Source organism: Pseudomonas sp. NPDC089406 (assembly GCF_044900265.1).
Lineage (GTDB): Bacteria > Pseudomonadota > Gammaproteobacteria > Pseudomonadales > Pseudomonadaceae > Aquipseudomonas > Aquipseudomonas fakonensis.
In genome coordinates, this window is the sequence record NZ_JBJDNC010000002.1 from 89,724 (window position 1) to 105,559 (window position 15,836).

The window sequence follows — 15,836 nt, forward strand, 5'->3', positions numbered from 1 at the left end:
CCGTCAGCCCTTTTCAGCCGGCGCCGAACTGAGCTCGAACGGGCTGCTGCTGCGCCGCTGGTTGCGGTCTTCGCGCGGCGTGGCGCCGAAGAAATTGCGGTAGGCGCTGGAGAAATGCGGCCCGGAGGAGAACCCGCAGGACAAGCCGATCTGGATGATCGACTTGCTGGTCTGCATCAGCATCTGCCGCGCCTTGTTCAGGCGCAGCTCCAGGTAGTACTGGCTGGGTACGCGGTTCAGGTACTGCTTGAAGATGCGCTCCAACTGCCGGCGCGACACGCACACATGCTGGGCGATCTCGTCGGTGGTCAGCGGCTCTTCGATGTTGGCCTCCATCAGCAGCACCGCCTGGGTCAGCTTGGGGTGGCTGGAGCCCAGGCGGTTCTGCAGCGGGATGCGCTGGCGCTCGCCACCTTCGCGGATGCGCTCGACCACCAGCTCTTCGGACACCGCGCCGGCCAGCTCAGCACCGTGGTCTCGGGCCAGCACTGCCAGCAGCAGGTCGGTCACCGCCATGCCGCCACAGGCGGTCAGGCGATCACGGTCCCAGTCGAACAAATGACTGGTGGCGATCACCTTGGGGAAGCGCTCGGCAAAGTCATCCTGCCAGCGCCAGTGCACCGCGGCGCGGTAGCCATCGAGCAGGCCAAGGGCCGCCAGCGGGTACACCCCAGCCGACAGCCCGCCGATCATGCAGCCGCCGCGGGCCAGCTGCTTGAGCGCCGCAGACAGCGCCGAACCCATTGCTGCAGGCGGCTCGTCGGCCACCAGGAACAGCTTGTGGCAGCCTTCCAGGCGGCCGTTCCAGGCCTCGCCCGGCAGGCGCCAGGCACCCTCCTGGCCCGCCTCGGCCTGCAAAAAGGCCAGCTCGTAGACCACGTCCGGGTGCACCCGCTGGGCCACCAGCAACACCTCTTCCGCCAACGCCAGGGTCAGCGGCCGGGTGCCGGGCCAGATGAGAAAGCCGATTCGCTGGGTGGTCATAGGGCGTGGTCCAAAACCTTGGAAAGGATTGTTCGCAACTGCGGCACAGAGCACGCTGCGCGCGCTGCGCAGCATGCCCCATTCTGGTGCAAAAGTGCAGCCTTTACTTCAGGCTGCCAGAGAGGAACTGCTTGAGCCGTTCCGACTGCGGGTTGGCCAGCACTTCGCGCGGGCAACCGCGCTCTTCCACCAGCCCCTTGTGCAGGAATACCAACTGGTTGGACACCTCGCGGGCAAAGCCCATCTCGTGGGTGACCACCACCATGGTGCGGCCTTCCTGGGCCAGCGACTGCATCACTTTGAGCACATCGCCCACCAACTCCGGGTCCAGCGCCGAGGTAGGCTCGTCGAACAGCATCACCTCAGGCTCCATGGCCAGGGCCCGGGCAATCGCCACACGCTGCTGCTCACCGCCGGACATATGGCCGGGGAAGGCATCCTTGCGATGGGCCACGCCCACCTTGGCCAGGTAGTGCTCGGCCTTTTCCAGTGCTTCTTTCTTGTTGACACCCAGCACATGCACCGGCGCCTCGATGATGTTCTCCAGCGCCGTCATGTGCGACCACAGGTTGAAGTGCTGGAACACCATCGACAGCCGCGAGCGCATGCGCTGCAGCTGTTTCGGGTCGGCGGCCTTGAGCGCGCCGTCCTTGCCGGCCACCAGCTTGAGCTCTTCGTTGTTCAGCAGGATCTTGCCGGCATGGGGCTGCTCGAGCAGGTTGATGCAGCGCAGGAAGGTGGACTTGCCCGAACCACTGGAGCCGATGATGCTGATCACATCGCCCGCCTTGGCCTCGAGGGAGACGCCCTTGAGCACTTCGTGGCTGCCGTAGCGCTTGTGCAGGTCTTGGATTTGCAGTTTGTACATGCTGTCGGTTCTCACAGAGCGGTCAGTGCTTGCGCGGCGCCAGGTAGCCGAGCCAGCGGCGTTCGGCCAGCTTGAACAGGCGCACGAGGATGAAGGTCAGGCACAGGTAGAACACGCCCGCCGTGATATAGGCCTCGAAAGGCAGGTAGTACTGGGCGTTGACCGTGCGCGCGGCACCGGTGATGTCGATCAGGGTGACGATCGAGGCCAGGCTGGTGGTCTGCAGCATCATGATCACTTCGTTGCTGTACTGCGGCAATGCGCGGCGCAACGCCGAGGGCAGCAGGATGCGCCGGTACATCTTCATGCGCGACATGCCGATGGCCTTGGCTGCCTCGATCTCGCCATGGGGCGTGGCCTTGAGGCTGCCGGCGATGATCTCGGCGGTGTAGGCGCTGGTGTTGACGGCAAATGCCAGGCAGGCACAGAAGGTCGCACTGGACAGCAACGGCCACAGGAAGCTCTCGCGCACCGCTTCGAACTGGGCCAGGCCGTAGTAGATCAAGAACAGCTGCACCAGCATCGGCGTGCCACGGATCACGTAGGTGTACAGCCAGGCGGTCATGTTCACCACCGGCTGCTTGGACACCCGCATCAGGCCCAGCGGGACGGCCGCCAGCAGGCCGAAGAACAGCGACAGCGCCAGCAGCTTGAGGGTGGTCAGCAGGCCGCCGACATACAGCGGCATGGCCTCCCAGATGACGTTGTAGTCAAAGATCATAATTCAGCCACCTTGACGCCAACCGAGTAGCGCTTCTCGAGGTACTTCAGCGCCAGCAGCGAGACGCTGGTCAGCACCAGGTACAGTGCCGCCACCGCCAGGAAGAAGGTGAAAGGCTCGCGGGTGGCATCGGCCGCCTGCTTGGCCTTGAACATCATGTCCTGCAGGCCCACCACCGAAATCAGTGCGGTGGCCTTGGTCAGCACCAGCCAGTTGTTGGTAAAACCTGGGATGGCCAGGCGGATCATCTGCGGCACCATGATCCGGAAGAACACCTGCACGCCGCTCATGCCATAGGCCGCGCCGGCCTCGGCCTGGCCCTTGGGGATGCCCAAAAAGGCGCCGCGGAAGGTTTCCGAAAGGTAGGCACCAAAAATGAAGCCCAGGGTACCGATACCGGCAGCCAGCGGGTTCAGATCGATGTAGTCGTCGTAGCCGAGCAGCGGCGCCACCCGGTTGATGATGTCCTGGCCGCCGTAGAATATCAGCAGGATCAGCACCAGGTCAGGGATGCCACGGATCACCGTGGAGTAAAGATCCCCCAGCCAGGCCAGCCAGCGTACCGGCGACAAGCGCAGCGCCACGCCGATCAGGCCGAGGACAATGGCCAGGGCCATCGACGACAGGGCGAGCTGCAGCGTCAGCCACGCCCCGTCGAGGATGACTGCCCCATAGCCTTTCAACATGATTCGGATTCCTCAGGGCTTGGGAATGAAAAATGGTGCAAACCTCAGAGCTTCTGCTGTTTGCACCATTGCACAGGTGAAACTCGACGGTTTACTTCGAGTCTGGACCGTAGATGTCGAAGTTGAAGTACTTCTTCTCGATCTCTTTGTATTTGCCGTTGGCACGGATGGCGTCGATGGCCGCGTTGATGCGGTCGGCGTTGGCCTTGTCGCCCTTGCGCACGGCGATGCCGACGCCGTCACCGAAGTACTTAACGTCGGTGAACGATGGGCCGACGAAGGCAAAGCCCTTGCCGGCGTCGGTTTTCAGGAAACCGTCTTCGAGCAGGGTGGCATCGGCCACGGTACCGTCCAGGCGGCCGGCAGCAACGTCCAGGTAGATCTCGTTCTGAGTGCCGTAAGGCACTACGGTGGCGCCTTTCGGGGCCAGCACTTCCTTGGCGAAGCGGTCGTGGATCGAGCCACGCTGCACGCCGATCTTCTTGCCCTTGAGCTCATCCAGGCTGTCGCTGACCGCAGTGCCTTCCTTCATGACCAGGCGGGCCGGGGTCAGGTAGTAGCGCTTGGTGAAGTCGACGGACTTCTTGCGGTCTTCGGTGATCGACATGGACGACAGGATGGCGTCGATCTTGCGCACCTTCAGTGCCGGGATCAGGCCGTCGAACTCTTGCTCGACCCAGGTGCACTTGGCCTTCATCTCTTCGCACAGGGCGTTGCCGATGTCGTAGTCGAAGCCGGCGATGCTGCCATCAGGCTGCTTGAAAGCGAACGGTGGGTAGGCGGCCTCGATACCGATCTTCAACGGTTTCTCATCGGCCTGCGATACCAGGGAAAACACGGAAAGCGCCAGGGCGCCAAGCAGTGCGAGCTTCTTCATCAGGTAACTCCATCGGTACGGGGCAATACAAGGCAGGTGCAACGGCTGCCCGATATGCGAATGGGTACAACGCGAGCCGCGCAGGTTTCGACCAAGGTCGCAGACCACGAGCGAGTGAGTGGCATTTTAGCGACAGCCCGTTAGTCGATATTTCTTCAAAGCGACAACTAGTTATAGAAGCGCCTGAAACCGCGGCGGGCGATATTGACAGCTCTTGCATATTATGCAAGCGCAAAAGAAAAATAACCTTTACCCAAAGCAATAAGCGCGCCCATTATTGGCAAAGCCTTGAATTCCGGCAAGCGCAGCGTGCCCCAGTGCAGAAAACGACTACAAAAACGCCCCTGGATGGCGCAGAAATGTTCCCGCAAGCCCCACTATTGTGCGAACTGTCCGACAGGATTGGTTACCGATGAATGTCGGAGTAACAATTCTTTAAGTAAAGCAAAAACCCCGCCGGTTGCGCGGCGGGGTTTTCGTTGAGCCTTGAGCAGAGTCTGTGGGAGCAACTGTCTTGTGCTACCTGAACCGGCCTCATCGCCGGCAAGCCGGCTCCTACAGGTACGGCACTGGCGTGAAGCTTATGCAATCCCTGTGGGAGCGGCTTCAGCCGCGAACACCGGCAGAGCCGGTGCCATCCACCGCGTCGCTTGCTTCGCGGCTAAAGCCGCTCCCACAGGTACGGCGCCTGGTTCGGGCATCGCGCGCCCTCTGTAGGAGACGGGTCAGGCCGACGCCAGGCTCATGGCCTTGTGGGTGTCGATCAGGTGCTGCACCACGCCTGGGTCGGCCAGGGTGGAGATATCACCCAGGGCGTCGTATTCGGCCGTGGCGATCTTGCGCAGGATGCGGCGCATGATCTTGCCCGAGCGGGTTTTCGGCAAGCCGGGCGCCCACTGGATCACGTCCGGCGAGGCGATCGGGCCGATTTCCTTGCGCACCCAGTTTTTCAGCTCAAGGCGCAGTTGCTCGCTCGGCACCTCGCCGGCGTTCAGGGTGACGTACACATAGATGCCCTGGCCCTTGATGTCGTGGGGTACCCCCACCACAGCAGCTTCGGCCACCTTCGAGTGGGCCACCATGGCGCTTTCGATCTCGGCGGTGCCCATGCGGTGGCCGGACACGTTGAGTACGTCATCCACGCGGCCGGTGATCCAGTAGTAGCCGTCCTCGTCGCGGCGGGCACCGTCACCGGTGAAGTACATGCCACGGAAGGTCTTGAAGTAGGTGTCGACGAAGCGGTCGTGGTCGCCGTACAGCGAACGCGACTGGCCTGGCCACGAATCGAGGATCACCAGGTTGCCCTCGGCGGCGCCCTCGATCAGGTTGCCCAGGTTGTCCACCAACGCCGGCACCACACCGAAGAACGGGCGGGTGGCCGAGCCAGGTTTCAGGCCGGTGGCGCCCGGCAGCGGGCTGATCAGGATGCCGCCGGTTTCAGTCTGCCACCAGGTGTCGACGATCGGGCAACGCTCCTTGCCGACGGTCTTGTAGTACCAGTTCCAGGCTTCCGGGTTGATCGGCTCGCCCACCGAGCCCAGCAGGCGCAGGCTGGAGCCATCGGCGCCGGCCACCGCCGCCTGCCCTTCGGCCATCATGGCGCGGATGGCAGTCGGGGCGGTGTAGAGGATGTTGACCTTGTGCTTGTCGACGATCTTCGACACGCGGGTGATGTCCGGGTAGTTCGGCACGCCTTCGAACAACAGGGTGGTGGCGCCGTTGGCCAGCGGGCCGTAGACGATGTAGCTGTGGCCGGTGACCCAACCCACGTCGGCGGTGCACCAGTAGACTTCGCCCGGGCGGTAGTCGAACACCCGCTCGTGGGTCAGCGCGGCGTACACCAGATAGCCACCGGTGGTGTGCAGCACACCCTTCGGCTTGCCGGTGGAGCCCGAGGTATAAAGGATGAACAGCGGCTCTTCGGCGCCCATTTCTTTCGGCGCGCAGTGGCTGGAGGCGACCTTCATCAGGTCTTCGTACCAGATGTCGCGGTGCTGGTGCCAGGCAATGTCGCCACCGGTGCGCTTGCACACGATGATCTTCTGCACACTGTTGGTTTCAGGGTTGGTCAGCGCCAGGTCGACGTTGCCCTTGAGCGGGGTACGACGCCCGCCGCGCACGCCTTCGTCGGCGGTGATCACCACCTTGGACTTGCAGTCGATGATGCGCCCGGCCAACGCCTCAGGGGAGAAGCCGCCGAACACCACCGAGTGGATTGCGCCGATGCGGGCACAGGCCAGCATGGCCACCACGGCCTCGGGGATCATCGGCATGTAGATGGTCACCACATCGCCACGGTGCACGTCCTGGCCACGCAGGGCGTTGGCGAACTTGCAGACCTGCTCGTGCAGCTCGCGGTAGGTGATGTTGCGGTGCTCGGAAGGGTCGTCGCCCTCCCAGATGATTGCCAACTGGTCGCCGCGCTCTTCGAGGTGGCGGTCCAGGCAGTTGGAGGAGACGTTCAGAGTGCCGTCGGCGAACCACTTGATATCGACATGGTGGTCGTCGAACGAGGTCTGCTTGACCTTGGTGAAGGGCTTGATCCAGTCCAGACGCTGGGCCTGCTCGCGCCAGAAGCCGTCCGGGTTGATCACCGATTGCTGGTACATGGCCTTGTAGGTGGCCTCGTCGGTCAGGGTACTGGCCGCAACCTCGGGACGAACGGGATACAGTGGAGCCGCACTCATCTGTGTTACCTCGGTGTAATAGTTGTTTTTGTATGGAACTGTTTGTAACTGTACCAGAGCGCCAAACACCATTCGACGTTGGTAGTAACGCGACGGGCCGCACCCGCCCAAAATTGGCACGACCGCTCTAGATCGTGGCATACAGCCATGAGCGAAGGTAACGCCAGAGGGATTGTTACGATTTCTGTCAAAAGTCTTTATCAAAAGACCCTCTGTTTCAGCCGCCACCAGCGCCATAAAATTCACCTCGCCAGCAACGGCAACGCGATTAACTAACTGGTCACAGCCCCCACGAAGGCAACGTGTTAATCGGCAACTAATCAAACCATCTAAAACTTGCTGTACTCGCGGCGCCAAAAGTGCCGCGTGCCCCCTCACGACCTTAGACAGGTAAATAGAAAATGAAAGCTTTACTGGTATTGGTACTTGGCAGTCTTTGCGGCGCGGCAATGGCCGGCGAGGCAAAAGATGCCGAGCAGATTCCGGTTGAACAGTACAGTTACTCGCAGCACCTGGACATCGCCCGCGTCATTTCCATGAGCGAAGTCCCGAACGTCTGCGAAGTCGTGCCCGCCCGCATGACCTACGAGGACTCCAAGGGCCAGAAGCACATTCTCGAATACCGCGTGATGGGGAACGGTTGTTCCAACGGTTGATTGATTCAGCACCCTTCGCGGGCAAGCCCGCTCCCACAGGTACAGCGCAAAGCCTGAGTGCAGCGCCATACCTGTAGGAGCGGGCTTGCCCGCGATGAAGTTAATGCCTCATTAACAGGCTATTGAATAATCGCCTTCACTCTGCCGACTTGCCCAGGGAATAATCCCGCAACTTGTTGGCAATGGTCGTGTGCGACACACCCAATCTTTTCCCCAGCGCCCGACTGCTGGGAAACTCGCCAAGTAAACTTTCAAGCACGGCCTTTTCAAAACGCCCGACAATATCCGAAAGTTCCCCTTCCAGCGAAAACTCGCCCAACGGCTGGCGCACGCCATAATCCGGCAGGCGAATATGTTCGCCTTTCACCACGCCGCCCTCACATAACGAAACCGCCTGGAACAACACGTTCTCCAGTTGCCGCACATTACCCGGCCAGTGGTACTGCGCCAGTTTGTCCATGGCCGCCGGCAGCAAGCGCGGCATCGGGCAGCCGATCTGCCGGCTGGCCTGGTCGAGAAAGTGCTGCACCAAACCATCCAGGCCATCCATGCACTCGCGCAGCGGCGGGATGTGCAGCGACAGCACGTTCAGCCGGTGGTAGAGGTCCTGGCGGAACTCGCCGCGGGCGCATAGCTCGGACAAGTCCACCTGGGTCGCGCAGATCACCCGCACATCCAGGTATACCTCCTCGTCGCTGCCCACCCGGCGAAAGCAGCCATCCTGCAGAAAACGCAACAGCTTCACCTGCAACCGCGGGCTCATCTCCCCTACCCCGTCGAGGAACAACGTACCGCCGGCCGTCAGTTCCAGCAGCCCGAGCTTGCCCTCGGCCCGCGCACCCTCGAATGCCCCCGGGCCGTAACCGAACAGCTCGGTCTCGGCCATCGACTCCGGCAAGCCTGCACAGTTGAGCGCCATCAGCGGCGCCTGGCCACGGGGGCTGGCCAGGTGGCAGGCGCGGGCCAGCAGTTCCTTGCCGGTGCCGGTCTCGCCCTCGATCAGCAGCGGCGCATCCAGCGGCGCCATGCGCCGCGCCTCGCGCACCACCGCAGCCATCACCTTCGAGCTCTGGAAGATGCTGTCAAAGCCCCGCAGCTCCTGCTTGCGCACGTTGTAGATGCGCTCGCCGATACGGTCGGCGCGATGCAGGGTCAGCACCGCGCCGGCCAGGGCTTCGCTGTCATCATGCTCGGACTGCAACGGCGCGATATCGGCCAGGAACACATCGCCCTTGACCTTGACCCGCAGGCCATTGATACGCGACTTGTTGGCCCGCACCAGCTCGGGCAAGTCGAAGTCCTCGACATAGCGCGACAGCGGCAGCCCCGGCACCTCGTCCACCCGTACCCCCAGCAACTGCGCCGCGCCGCGGTTGCCCGCGACGATGCTGCCACCCATGTCGATCGACAACACCGGGAAGTCCAGCGCACCCAGCAGCGCGTTGAGCTCCATGTGCCGCCGCTCGCTGGGCATCAAGCCGACGCGCTTGACCCCGAACACCCCGGTGATGGCCTCGAACTTGGGCCGCAGCGCCTGGAACTGCAAGTTGATCAGGTTCGGGCAGTGCAGGTAGATGGCGTTGCCATGGTCGCCCCCCACCTCGCCGCGCAGCACGTTGATGCCGTACTCCACCAGCAGGTTGAGGATGTCGCGCAGGATGCCGATGCGGTTCTGGCAGTGCACTTTGATACGCATGAATAGCCTCGAAGCGCGGCAACTATCTGCTGGCCACGCACAAAAGTCGTAAAGAAAACCTGACAAAAGCAGCCGATCACTGCTCGATATGGCGTAGATTTTCCGGCTGCGGCCGCATTTTGTAAACTTATCGTTACGAAATAGCGCCAAGCACAGCCCCGACATGGCGCTCGCACCCCGTGCAATGCAACGGCTGCAGGGTTAATTCTGTTGCATGTCTTGCCCATAACAAGAAAGCCCTCACCAGGAGAGCCACATGAAACAGACGCACTACGTGGCACGCGAGCCCGATGCGCAGGGTTTTATCGACTACCCCGAGCAAGAGCACGGGGTATGGAACACCCTGATCACCCGGCAGATGAAGGTCATCGAAGGCCGTGCCTGCCAGGAATACCTCGACGGCATCGAGCAGCTGAAGCTGCCCCGCGAGCGCATTCCGCAACTGGGTGAAGTGAACAAGGTGCTGGGCGCCACCACCGGCTGGCAGGTTGCCCGGGTACCGGCGCTGATCCCCTTCCAGACCTTCTTCGAGCTGCTGGCCAGCAAGCGCTTCCCGGTAGCCACCTTCATCCGCACCCCGGAAGAACTCGACTACCTGCAAGAGCCCGACATCTTCCACGAGATCTTCGGCCACTGCCCGCTCCTGACCAACCCCTGGTTCGCCGAATTCACCCACACCTACGGCAAGCTCGGCCTGGCGGCCACCAAGGAGCAGCGCGTATACCTGGCGCGCCTGTACTGGATGACCATCGAGTTCGGCCTGATGGAAACCGCACAGGGCCGCAAGATCTACGGCGGCGGCATCCTCTCCTCGCCCAAGGAGACCGTCTACAGTCTATCCGGCGAGCCCGAGTACCAGGCCTTCGACCCGGTCGAGGCCATGCGCACCCCGTACCGCATCGACATCCTGCAACCGGTGTACTTCGTGCTGCCCAACCTCAAGCGCCTGTTCGACCTGGCCCACGAGGACATCCCGGGCATGGTCCAGCAGGCCATGCAGCTGGGCCTGCACGCACCGAAGTTTCCACCCAAGGCAGCGGCCTGAGCCGCCCCTTGCCGATAACAACTCAAACCGGACAACAGCCATGAATGCCTTGAACCAAGCCCACTGCGAAGCCTGCCGCGCCGACGCGCCGAAAGTCACCGACGAAGAGCTGGCGGTACTGATCCGCGAAATCCCGGACTGGAACATCGAAGTGCGCGACGGCCACATGGAGCTCGAGCGCGTATTCCTGTTCAAGAACTTCAAGCACGCCCTGGCCTTCACCAACGCCATCGGCGAAATCGCCGAAGCCGAAGGCCATCACCCAGGCCTTTTGACCGAGTGGGGCAAGGTTACCGTGACCTGGTGGAGCCACTCGATCAAGGGCCTGCACCGCAACGACTTCATCATGTGCGCACGCACCGATAAAGTTGCCGAAGGCGCCGAAGGCCGCAAGTAACACCATCCCCCTCTGTAGGAGCCGGCTTGCCGGCTCTCATAGAACTGCACATAACTCATTGATTTAGCAGGGACCTGTGGGAACGGGCTTGCCCGCGAAGCAGGCGACGCGGTGTCTGGCACCGGCTTCGCCGGTGTTCGCGGGCAAGCCCGCTCCCACAGGGGTCGCGGCGGGTTCGCGCCGAGTTCTCTGCGCGACAGCGCAGCCCGCAGGGCTGGGTAATCTCCTACAGAAAAGCACCCGCCTGCCCCCTGCCCTGTCCGATATCCGCCCGCAAAAACCGACAAGCGAATCGGAAAATTCTCAAACTGTCATCCAGACTGCTGTATCCTGCCCCAGCTTTTCGAAGCTCCACACATGCGCCAAGCGCTGCCTTTTCACTCACACTTGCGAGGAACGACGAGATGCATGAAATCCCGAATCTTCCCTTCCCAAGCCTGAACCCTGAAGAGCAATCCGTTGCTGCCCACGCCGAACCGACGCCTGCCGTCGAACCAGGTAGCGACGATCAATCCAGCGCCGACCAGGAATAACCGCGCCCCCATCGACAGTGTGAAAACGGCTGGCCTGCGGGAACCTCCCCGCCATCGCGTTTTCACACCGTCCAGAACCACTACCCGCCGAAGGCCCCCATGCCCGATTCACCGCGCCCCCTTGCGGTCACCCTGCAAGTCGTCTCCATCGTCCTCTTTACCTTCATCGGCTACCTGAACATCGGCATCCCCCTCGCCGTACTGCCGGGCTATGTGCACAACCAGCTGGGTTTCAGCGCGGTGATCGCGGGCCTGGTGATCAGCGTGCAGTACCTCGCCACCCTGCTCAGCCGACCTACCGCCAGCCGCATCATCGACAACCTCGGCAGCAAGAAAGCCGTCATGTGGGGCCTGGCCGGCTGCGGCCTGAGCGGCGTGTTCATGCTCGCCTGCCACTTCCTCACCCCCTGGCCCTGGCTGAGCCTGGCCTGCCTGCTGGTCGGCCGGCTGGTGCTGGGCAGCGCCGAAAGCCTGGTGGGCTCGGGCTCCATCGGCTGGGGCATCGGCCGGGTGGGCGCCGACAACACCGCCAAGGTGATCTCGTGGAACGGCATCGCCAGCTACGGCGCGCTGGCCATCGGTGCCCCGCTGGGGGTGGTGATGGTGAAAAACCTCGGGCTATGGAGCATGGGCGTGAGCATCATCCTGCTGGGTGTGCTCGGCCTGCTGCTGGCCTGGCCCAAGCAGGCGGCGCCGGTGGTCAGCGGCAAGCGCCTGCCGTTCATGCAGGTACTGGGCAAGGTGTTCCCGCACGGCTCGGGGCTGGCCCTGGGCTCGATCGGCTTTGGCACCATCGCCACCTTCATCACCCTGTACTACGCCAGCCGTGACTGGCCCAACGCGGCGCTGACCTTGAGCCTGTTCGGCGCCAGCTTCATCTGCGCGCGGCTGTTGTTCGGCAACATGATCAACCGCCTGGGCGGCTTTCGCGTGGCCATCGTCTGCCTGTCGGTGGAAACCCTGGGGCTGCTGATGCTGTGGCTGGCCCCCGATGCTGGGACGGCCCTGGCGGGCGCGGCGTTGAGCGGGTTCGGTTTTTCGCTGGTGTTCCCGGCGCTGGGGGTGGAAGCGGTCAACCAGGTGTCGGCAGCCAACCGCGGCGCGGCGGTGGGGGCCTATTCGCTGTTCATCGACCTGTCGCTGGGGATCACCGGGCCGCTGGTGGGCGCGGTGGCGGCGGGGTTCGGCTTTGCTTCGATGTTCCTGTTCGCCGCCTCGGCTGCAGCTTGCGGGTTGGTGCTGAGCTTGTACCTGTACCGGCAGGCGCGGCGATTGCGCGAAAGCAGCTGAACCAGTCACGATCAGTGCCGGCTTTTTCGCGGGTAAACCCGCTCCCACAGGGATAACTCAGAGCCTGTGGGAGCGGGTTTACCCGCGAAGAGGCCGGTACAGGACTACAACCGGTCAGCGCGACGCGAACTGCAACACCACTTCCAGCGGGTGGCGCAGTTGCTTCTCGGTCATGCGCTTGACCTGGCTGCGGCACGAATAACCGGTGGCCAGCGCCTCGCCTTCCTTGTCCAGCTTGGTCGCCCAGGACTGCTCGAAAATGGTCTTCGAACTCTCCTGGTTACGCGCCTCGTGCCCGTAGGTGCCGGACATGCCGCAGCAACCGGTGGCCTCGGTCACCAGCTTGAGCCCAAGGCGCGCGAACACCTGCTCCCATTGCTTGGTGCTGGCCGGCACGTTGGTCTTCTCGGTGCAGTGCGCCATCAGGCGGAAACTGCTGCCAGTGCTGGCCGCAACCTGCTCGGGCAACACGCTCATCAACCACTCCTGCGGCAGCAGCACCTGCGGGCACTCCACGCCATCGACCTTCTGGTATTCCTGGCGATAGACCAGGGTCATGGCCGGGTCCAGGCCCACCAGCGGCACGCCGCAGTCGGCCAGGGCCTTGAGCTGGGTGGCGTTGCGAATCGCCGCCTTGGCGAAGGCGCCGAGGAAGCCCTGCACGTGCAGCGGCTTGCCGTTGGCACTGTAGGGCGCCAGGAATACCTTGTGGCCCAGGCGATGGGCCAGTTCGATGAAGGCCGCCAGCAGCGGCGTCTCGAAGTAGCGGGTGAAGGCATCCTGCACCAGCACGATGCTGCGCTCGCGCTGGGCCGGGGTCAGCTCGCGCAGCGCCGGCACGCTGGCCACCTGCACCCGGCAGCGGGTCAAAGTGGCCTGGAAGTTGAAGCGGCTGATCAACGGGCTGTCGACCATGCCGACCTTGTCGGCCAGCAGACCACTGACCCACTTCGAGCCCATCACCGCGTTGTACAGCCCCGGCGCATGGGCAAGGTAGGGGATGGTGAACTCCAGCGAGCCGATCAGGTAGTCACGCAGCGGGCGCTGGTAGCGGCCGTGGTACAGCTCGAGGAAGCGCGAGCGGAAGTCCGGCACATTGACCTTGATCGGGCACTGCCCGGCGCACGACTTGCACGCCAGGCACCCGGCCATGGCGTCGTAGACTTCGTGAGAGAAGTCTTCCTGGCCCTGGCTGCGCGCCCGGTTGTTGCGCAGCCGCGCCGGCAGGCCCTTGAGCCACGACACCTTGTTGCGCGCTGCCGCCAATACGTCGATGTTGGCCTCGCCCTGCAGGCGCAGCCATTCGCGCATCAGCGAAGCACGGCCCTTGGGCGAATGCTGGCGCTCGCGGGTGGCCTTCCACGACGGGCACATGGCGTCGTTGGGGTCGTAGTTGTAGCAGGCGCCGTTGCCGTTGCAGTGCACAGCGCTGGGGAAGTCTTGCCAGACCCGCTCATCGATGGTGCGGTCGAGGTCGCCGCGCAGGGTCACGCCATCCACCGGGGTAAGGCCTTCGGCGCTGTCTGGCGGGGTGCAGATCTTGCCCGGGTTGAGCTGGTTGTGCGGGTCGAACGCGCCCTTCAGGCGCTGCAGCGCCGGGTACAACGCGCCGAAATACTCCGGCACGTATTCCGAGCGCAAGCCCTTGCCATGCTCGCCCCACAACAGGCCGCCGTAGCTCTTGGTCAGCGCTGCCACCGCATCGGAGATCGGCTTGACCAGTGCTGCCTGGGCCGGGTCTTTCATGTCCAGCGCCGGGCGCACGTGCAGCACGCCGGCATCGACGTGGCCGAACATGCCGTAGGCCAGGCCGTAGCCGTCCAGCAGCGCGCGGAAGTCGGCAATGTAGTCGGCGAGCTTTTCCGGCGGCACTGCGGTGTCTTCGACAAACGGCTGCGGGCGCACTTCGCCCTCGACGTTGCCCAGCAGCCCCACCGAACGCTTGCGCATCACATAGACGCGGGTCACCGCCTCGGCGCCCTCGGCCAGGGTATGGCCCAGGCGCTCGACGCTGGTATCGCGCTGCAGGTGCTCGACGAACGCCTGCACCCGTGCATTGACCTCGGCCGGCTCGTCACCGCAGAACTCCACCAGGTTGATACCCAGGGTCGGGCGCTCGGCATCGGCGGGGAAGTATTCGGCGACGCTGTGCCAGACGATGTCTTTCATCGCCAGCATCAGCACCTTGGAGTCGACGGTCTCGATCGACAGCGGCTTGTGCGCCATCAGCGCGTTGGCATCGCGCAGCGCGTCCATGAAGCTTGAGTAACGCACGTTGACCAGCACGGCGTATTTGGGGATCGGCAGCACATTGAGCTTGGCCTCGACCACATAGCCCAGCGAGCCTTCGGCGCCGCACAGCACGCTGTTGAGGTTGAAGCGGCCCTGCTCGTCACGCAGGTGCGCCAGGTCGTAGCCGGTCAGGCAGCGGTTGAGCTTGGGGAAGGTGCTTTCGATCAGCTCGGCCTGGGTCTGCTGGATATCCCGCGCCATGCGGTACACCTCACCCACCCGGCCGGGTGCAGCGCAGGCCTGCTCCAGGGCGGCGTCGTCGATCGGCAGGCTGTGCAGGCGCTCGCCGCCCAGCAGCACGCTGTGCAGCTCCAGCACGTGGTCGCGGGTCTTGCCGTAGGTGCAGCTGCCCTGGCCGCTGGCGTCGGTATTGATCATGCCGCCGACGGTGGCGCGATTGGAGGTGGACAGCTCCGGGGCGAAGAACAGCCCGTGGGGCTTGAGCGCGGCGTTGAGCTGGTCCTTGACGGTGCCGGCCTGCACCCGCACCCAGCGCTCCTCGACGTTGATCTCGAGGATCTTGTTCATGTGCCGCGACAGGTCGACGACGATACCGTCGGTCAGCGACTGGCCGTTGGTGCCGGTGCCGCCGCCGCGCGGGGTCAGCTTGATGTCGCGAAACCGCGGCTCGGCCATCAGCGTGGCGATGCGCGCCACGTCGCCTGCGTCCAGCGGGAACACCGCCGCCTGGGGCAGGCGCTGGTAGATCGAGTTGTCGGTGGCCAGCACCGTGCGGGTGCCGTAGTCGGCGCTGATCTGGCCAGCAAAGCCGCTGTGTTTCAGGGCTTCGAGGAAATCGGGGTAGTTGGCGTCAGGCGCACGGGTCGGCAGCTGGGCGATCATCTGGGGATGGCCTCTTGGTATTTGGGCTGGTTCACGGTTTCAGGCGTTGCCCCTCCTGTAGGAGCAGGCTTGCCTGCGATGGCGTCAGCAGCACAATCGATGTTGCCTGGGCTGACGCCATCGCGGGCAAGCCCGCTCCTACAGGTTAGGAGGTGTATCCTGCAATTCCGGTATGGGTTTCTCATAGCGGATGACGAATGCGCCAATGTTCCTGTAGTTTCACGCCAGGGGCAAACGGATATTCCTGCCGCTATCAATGAG

The 15,836-nt window shown here is 63.5% G+C and carries 13 protein-coding genes; 5 read left to right on the top strand and 8 right to left on the bottom strand.

Annotated elements, in window-relative coordinates:
• Positions 1-3: 3 nt before the first annotated feature.
• The 6 genes from argR to acs all read right to left on the bottom strand — a co-directional run bounded on the left by argR (position 4) and on the right by acs (position 6,823).
• Positions 4-984, bottom strand: coding sequence for a transcriptional regulator ArgR (argR, locus tag ACI2KK_RS01760; RefSeq protein ID WP_404667644.1), 981 nt, complete (start codon positions 982-984; stop codon positions 4-6).
• Between the two features lie 103 nt (positions 985-1,087).
• Positions 1,088-1,852 carry an ABC transporter ATP-binding protein gene (locus tag ACI2KK_RS01765; RefSeq protein WP_404667645.1) on the bottom strand — a complete coding sequence of 255 codons (765 nt, stop codon included), beginning with the start codon at positions 1,850-1,852 and terminating at the stop codon, positions 1,088-1,090.
• Between the two features lie 22 nt (positions 1,853-1,874).
• Positions 1,875-2,573: an ABC transporter permease gene (locus ACI2KK_RS01770; protein ID WP_404667646.1), complete on the bottom strand. Its 699-nt coding sequence runs from the start codon at positions 2,571-2,573 to the stop codon at positions 1,875-1,877.
• Positions 2,570-3,259 carry an ABC transporter permease gene (locus tag ACI2KK_RS01775; protein ID WP_166883285.1) on the bottom strand — a complete coding sequence of 230 codons (690 nt, stop codon included), beginning with the start codon at positions 3,257-3,259 and terminating at the stop codon, positions 2,570-2,572. The genes ACI2KK_RS01770 and ACI2KK_RS01775 overlap by 4 nt, the downstream gene beginning before the upstream one ends.
• A 91-nt stretch (positions 3,260-3,350) precedes the next feature.
• Entirely contained in the window at positions 3,351-4,136 is a 786-nt protein-coding gene (locus tag ACI2KK_RS01780) for an ABC transporter substrate-binding protein (protein WP_217839721.1), read from the bottom strand.
• 725 nt (positions 4,137-4,861) lie between these two features.
• Positions 4,862-6,823 carry an acetate--CoA ligase gene (gene acs, locus ACI2KK_RS01785; RefSeq protein ID WP_217839722.1) on the bottom strand — a complete coding sequence of 654 codons (1,962 nt, stop codon included), beginning with the start codon at positions 6,821-6,823 and terminating at the stop codon, positions 4,862-4,864.
• Positions 6,824-7,224: 401 nt separating this feature from the next.
• Here acs and ACI2KK_RS01790 point away from each other — a divergent pair, with 401 nt between their 5' ends.
• The gene (locus tag ACI2KK_RS01790) at positions 7,225-7,479 is read left to right on the top strand and encodes a DUF2790 domain-containing protein (protein WP_003260110.1); all 255 of its coding nucleotides are present in this window, start codon (positions 7,225-7,227) and stop codon (positions 7,477-7,479) included.
• 136 nt (positions 7,480-7,615) lie between these two features.
• Here the strand turns inward: ACI2KK_RS01790 and ACI2KK_RS01795 are convergent, their stop codons facing one another.
• Complete coding sequence (locus ACI2KK_RS01795) at positions 7,616-9,175, bottom strand: sigma-54-dependent transcriptional regulator (protein WP_217839723.1); 1,560 nt, start codon at positions 9,173-9,175, stop codon at positions 7,616-7,618.
• A 256-nt stretch (positions 9,176-9,431) separates the two neighbouring features.
• Between ACI2KK_RS01795 and phhA the strand changes: the two genes are divergently transcribed.
• From phhA to ACI2KK_RS01815, 4 genes are all read left to right on the top strand, one after another.
• The gene (phhA, locus tag ACI2KK_RS01800; protein ID WP_404667647.1) at positions 9,432-10,220 is read left to right on the top strand and encodes a phenylalanine 4-monooxygenase; all 789 of its coding nucleotides are present in this window, start codon (positions 9,432-9,434) and stop codon (positions 10,218-10,220) included.
• 40 nt (positions 10,221-10,260) lie between these two features.
• A complete protein-coding gene (locus ACI2KK_RS01805; RefSeq protein ID WP_404667648.1) occupies positions 10,261-10,617 on the top strand; it encodes a 4a-hydroxytetrahydrobiopterin dehydratase in 357 nt (118 codons plus the stop codon).
• Between the two features lie 404 nt (positions 10,618-11,021).
• Positions 11,022-11,150: a hypothetical protein gene (locus tag ACI2KK_RS01810; protein WP_263975033.1), complete on the top strand. Its 129-nt coding sequence runs from the start codon at positions 11,022-11,024 to the stop codon at positions 11,148-11,150.
• A gap of 99 nt (positions 11,151-11,249) precedes the next feature.
• Positions 11,250-12,440, top strand: a complete 1,191-nt coding sequence (locus tag ACI2KK_RS01815) for an MFS transporter (protein WP_404667649.1) — start codon at positions 11,250-11,252, stop codon at positions 12,438-12,440.
• 114 nt (positions 12,441-12,554) lie between these two features.
• Here the strand turns inward: ACI2KK_RS01815 and ACI2KK_RS01820 are convergent, their stop codons facing one another.
• Positions 12,555-15,575: an FAD-binding and (Fe-S)-binding domain-containing protein gene (locus ACI2KK_RS01820; protein WP_404667650.1), complete on the bottom strand. Its 3,021-nt coding sequence runs from the start codon at positions 15,573-15,575 to the stop codon at positions 12,555-12,557.
• Positions 15,576-15,836: the final 261 nt, after the last annotated feature.

Excerpts from the sequence above, each read along its gene's own strand:
- argR (WP_404667644.1), bottom strand. The coding sequence starts at position 984 with ATGACCACCCAGCGAATCGGCTTTCTCATCTGGCCCGGCACCCGGCCG.
- ACI2KK_RS01765 (WP_404667645.1), bottom strand. The coding sequence starts at position 1,852 with ATGTACAAACTGCAAATCCAAGACCTGCACAAGCGCTACGGCAGCCAC.
- ACI2KK_RS01770 (WP_404667646.1), bottom strand. The coding sequence starts at position 2,573 with ATGATCTTTGACTACAACGTCATCTGGGAGGCCATGCCGCTGTATGTC.
- ACI2KK_RS01775 (WP_166883285.1), bottom strand. The coding sequence starts at position 3,259 with ATGTTGAAAGGCTATGGGGCAGTCATCCTCGACGGGGCGTGGCTGACG.
- ACI2KK_RS01780 (WP_217839721.1), bottom strand. The coding sequence starts at position 4,136 with ATGAAGAAGCTCGCACTGCTTGGCGCCCTGGCGCTTTCCGTGTTTTCC.
- acs (WP_217839722.1), bottom strand. The coding sequence starts at position 6,823 with ATGAGTGCGGCTCCACTGTATCCCGTTCGTCCCGAGGTTGCGGCCAGT.
- ACI2KK_RS01790 (WP_003260110.1), top strand. The coding sequence starts at position 7,225 with ATGAAAGCTTTACTGGTATTGGTACTTGGCAGTCTTTGCGGCGCGGCA.
- ACI2KK_RS01795 (WP_217839723.1), bottom strand. The coding sequence starts at position 9,175 with ATGCGTATCAAAGTGCACTGCCAGAACCGCATCGGCATCCTGCGCGAC.
- phhA (WP_404667647.1), top strand. The coding sequence starts at position 9,432 with ATGAAACAGACGCACTACGTGGCACGCGAGCCCGATGCGCAGGGTTTT.
- ACI2KK_RS01805 (WP_404667648.1), top strand. The coding sequence starts at position 10,261 with ATGAATGCCTTGAACCAAGCCCACTGCGAAGCCTGCCGCGCCGACGCG.
- ACI2KK_RS01810 (WP_263975033.1), top strand. The coding sequence starts at position 11,022 with ATGCATGAAATCCCGAATCTTCCCTTCCCAAGCCTGAACCCTGAAGAG.
- ACI2KK_RS01815 (WP_404667649.1), top strand. The coding sequence starts at position 11,250 with ATGCCCGATTCACCGCGCCCCCTTGCGGTCACCCTGCAAGTCGTCTCC.
- ACI2KK_RS01820 (WP_404667650.1), bottom strand. The coding sequence starts at position 15,575 with ATGATCGCCCAGCTGCCGACCCGTGCGCCTGACGCCAACTACCCCGAT.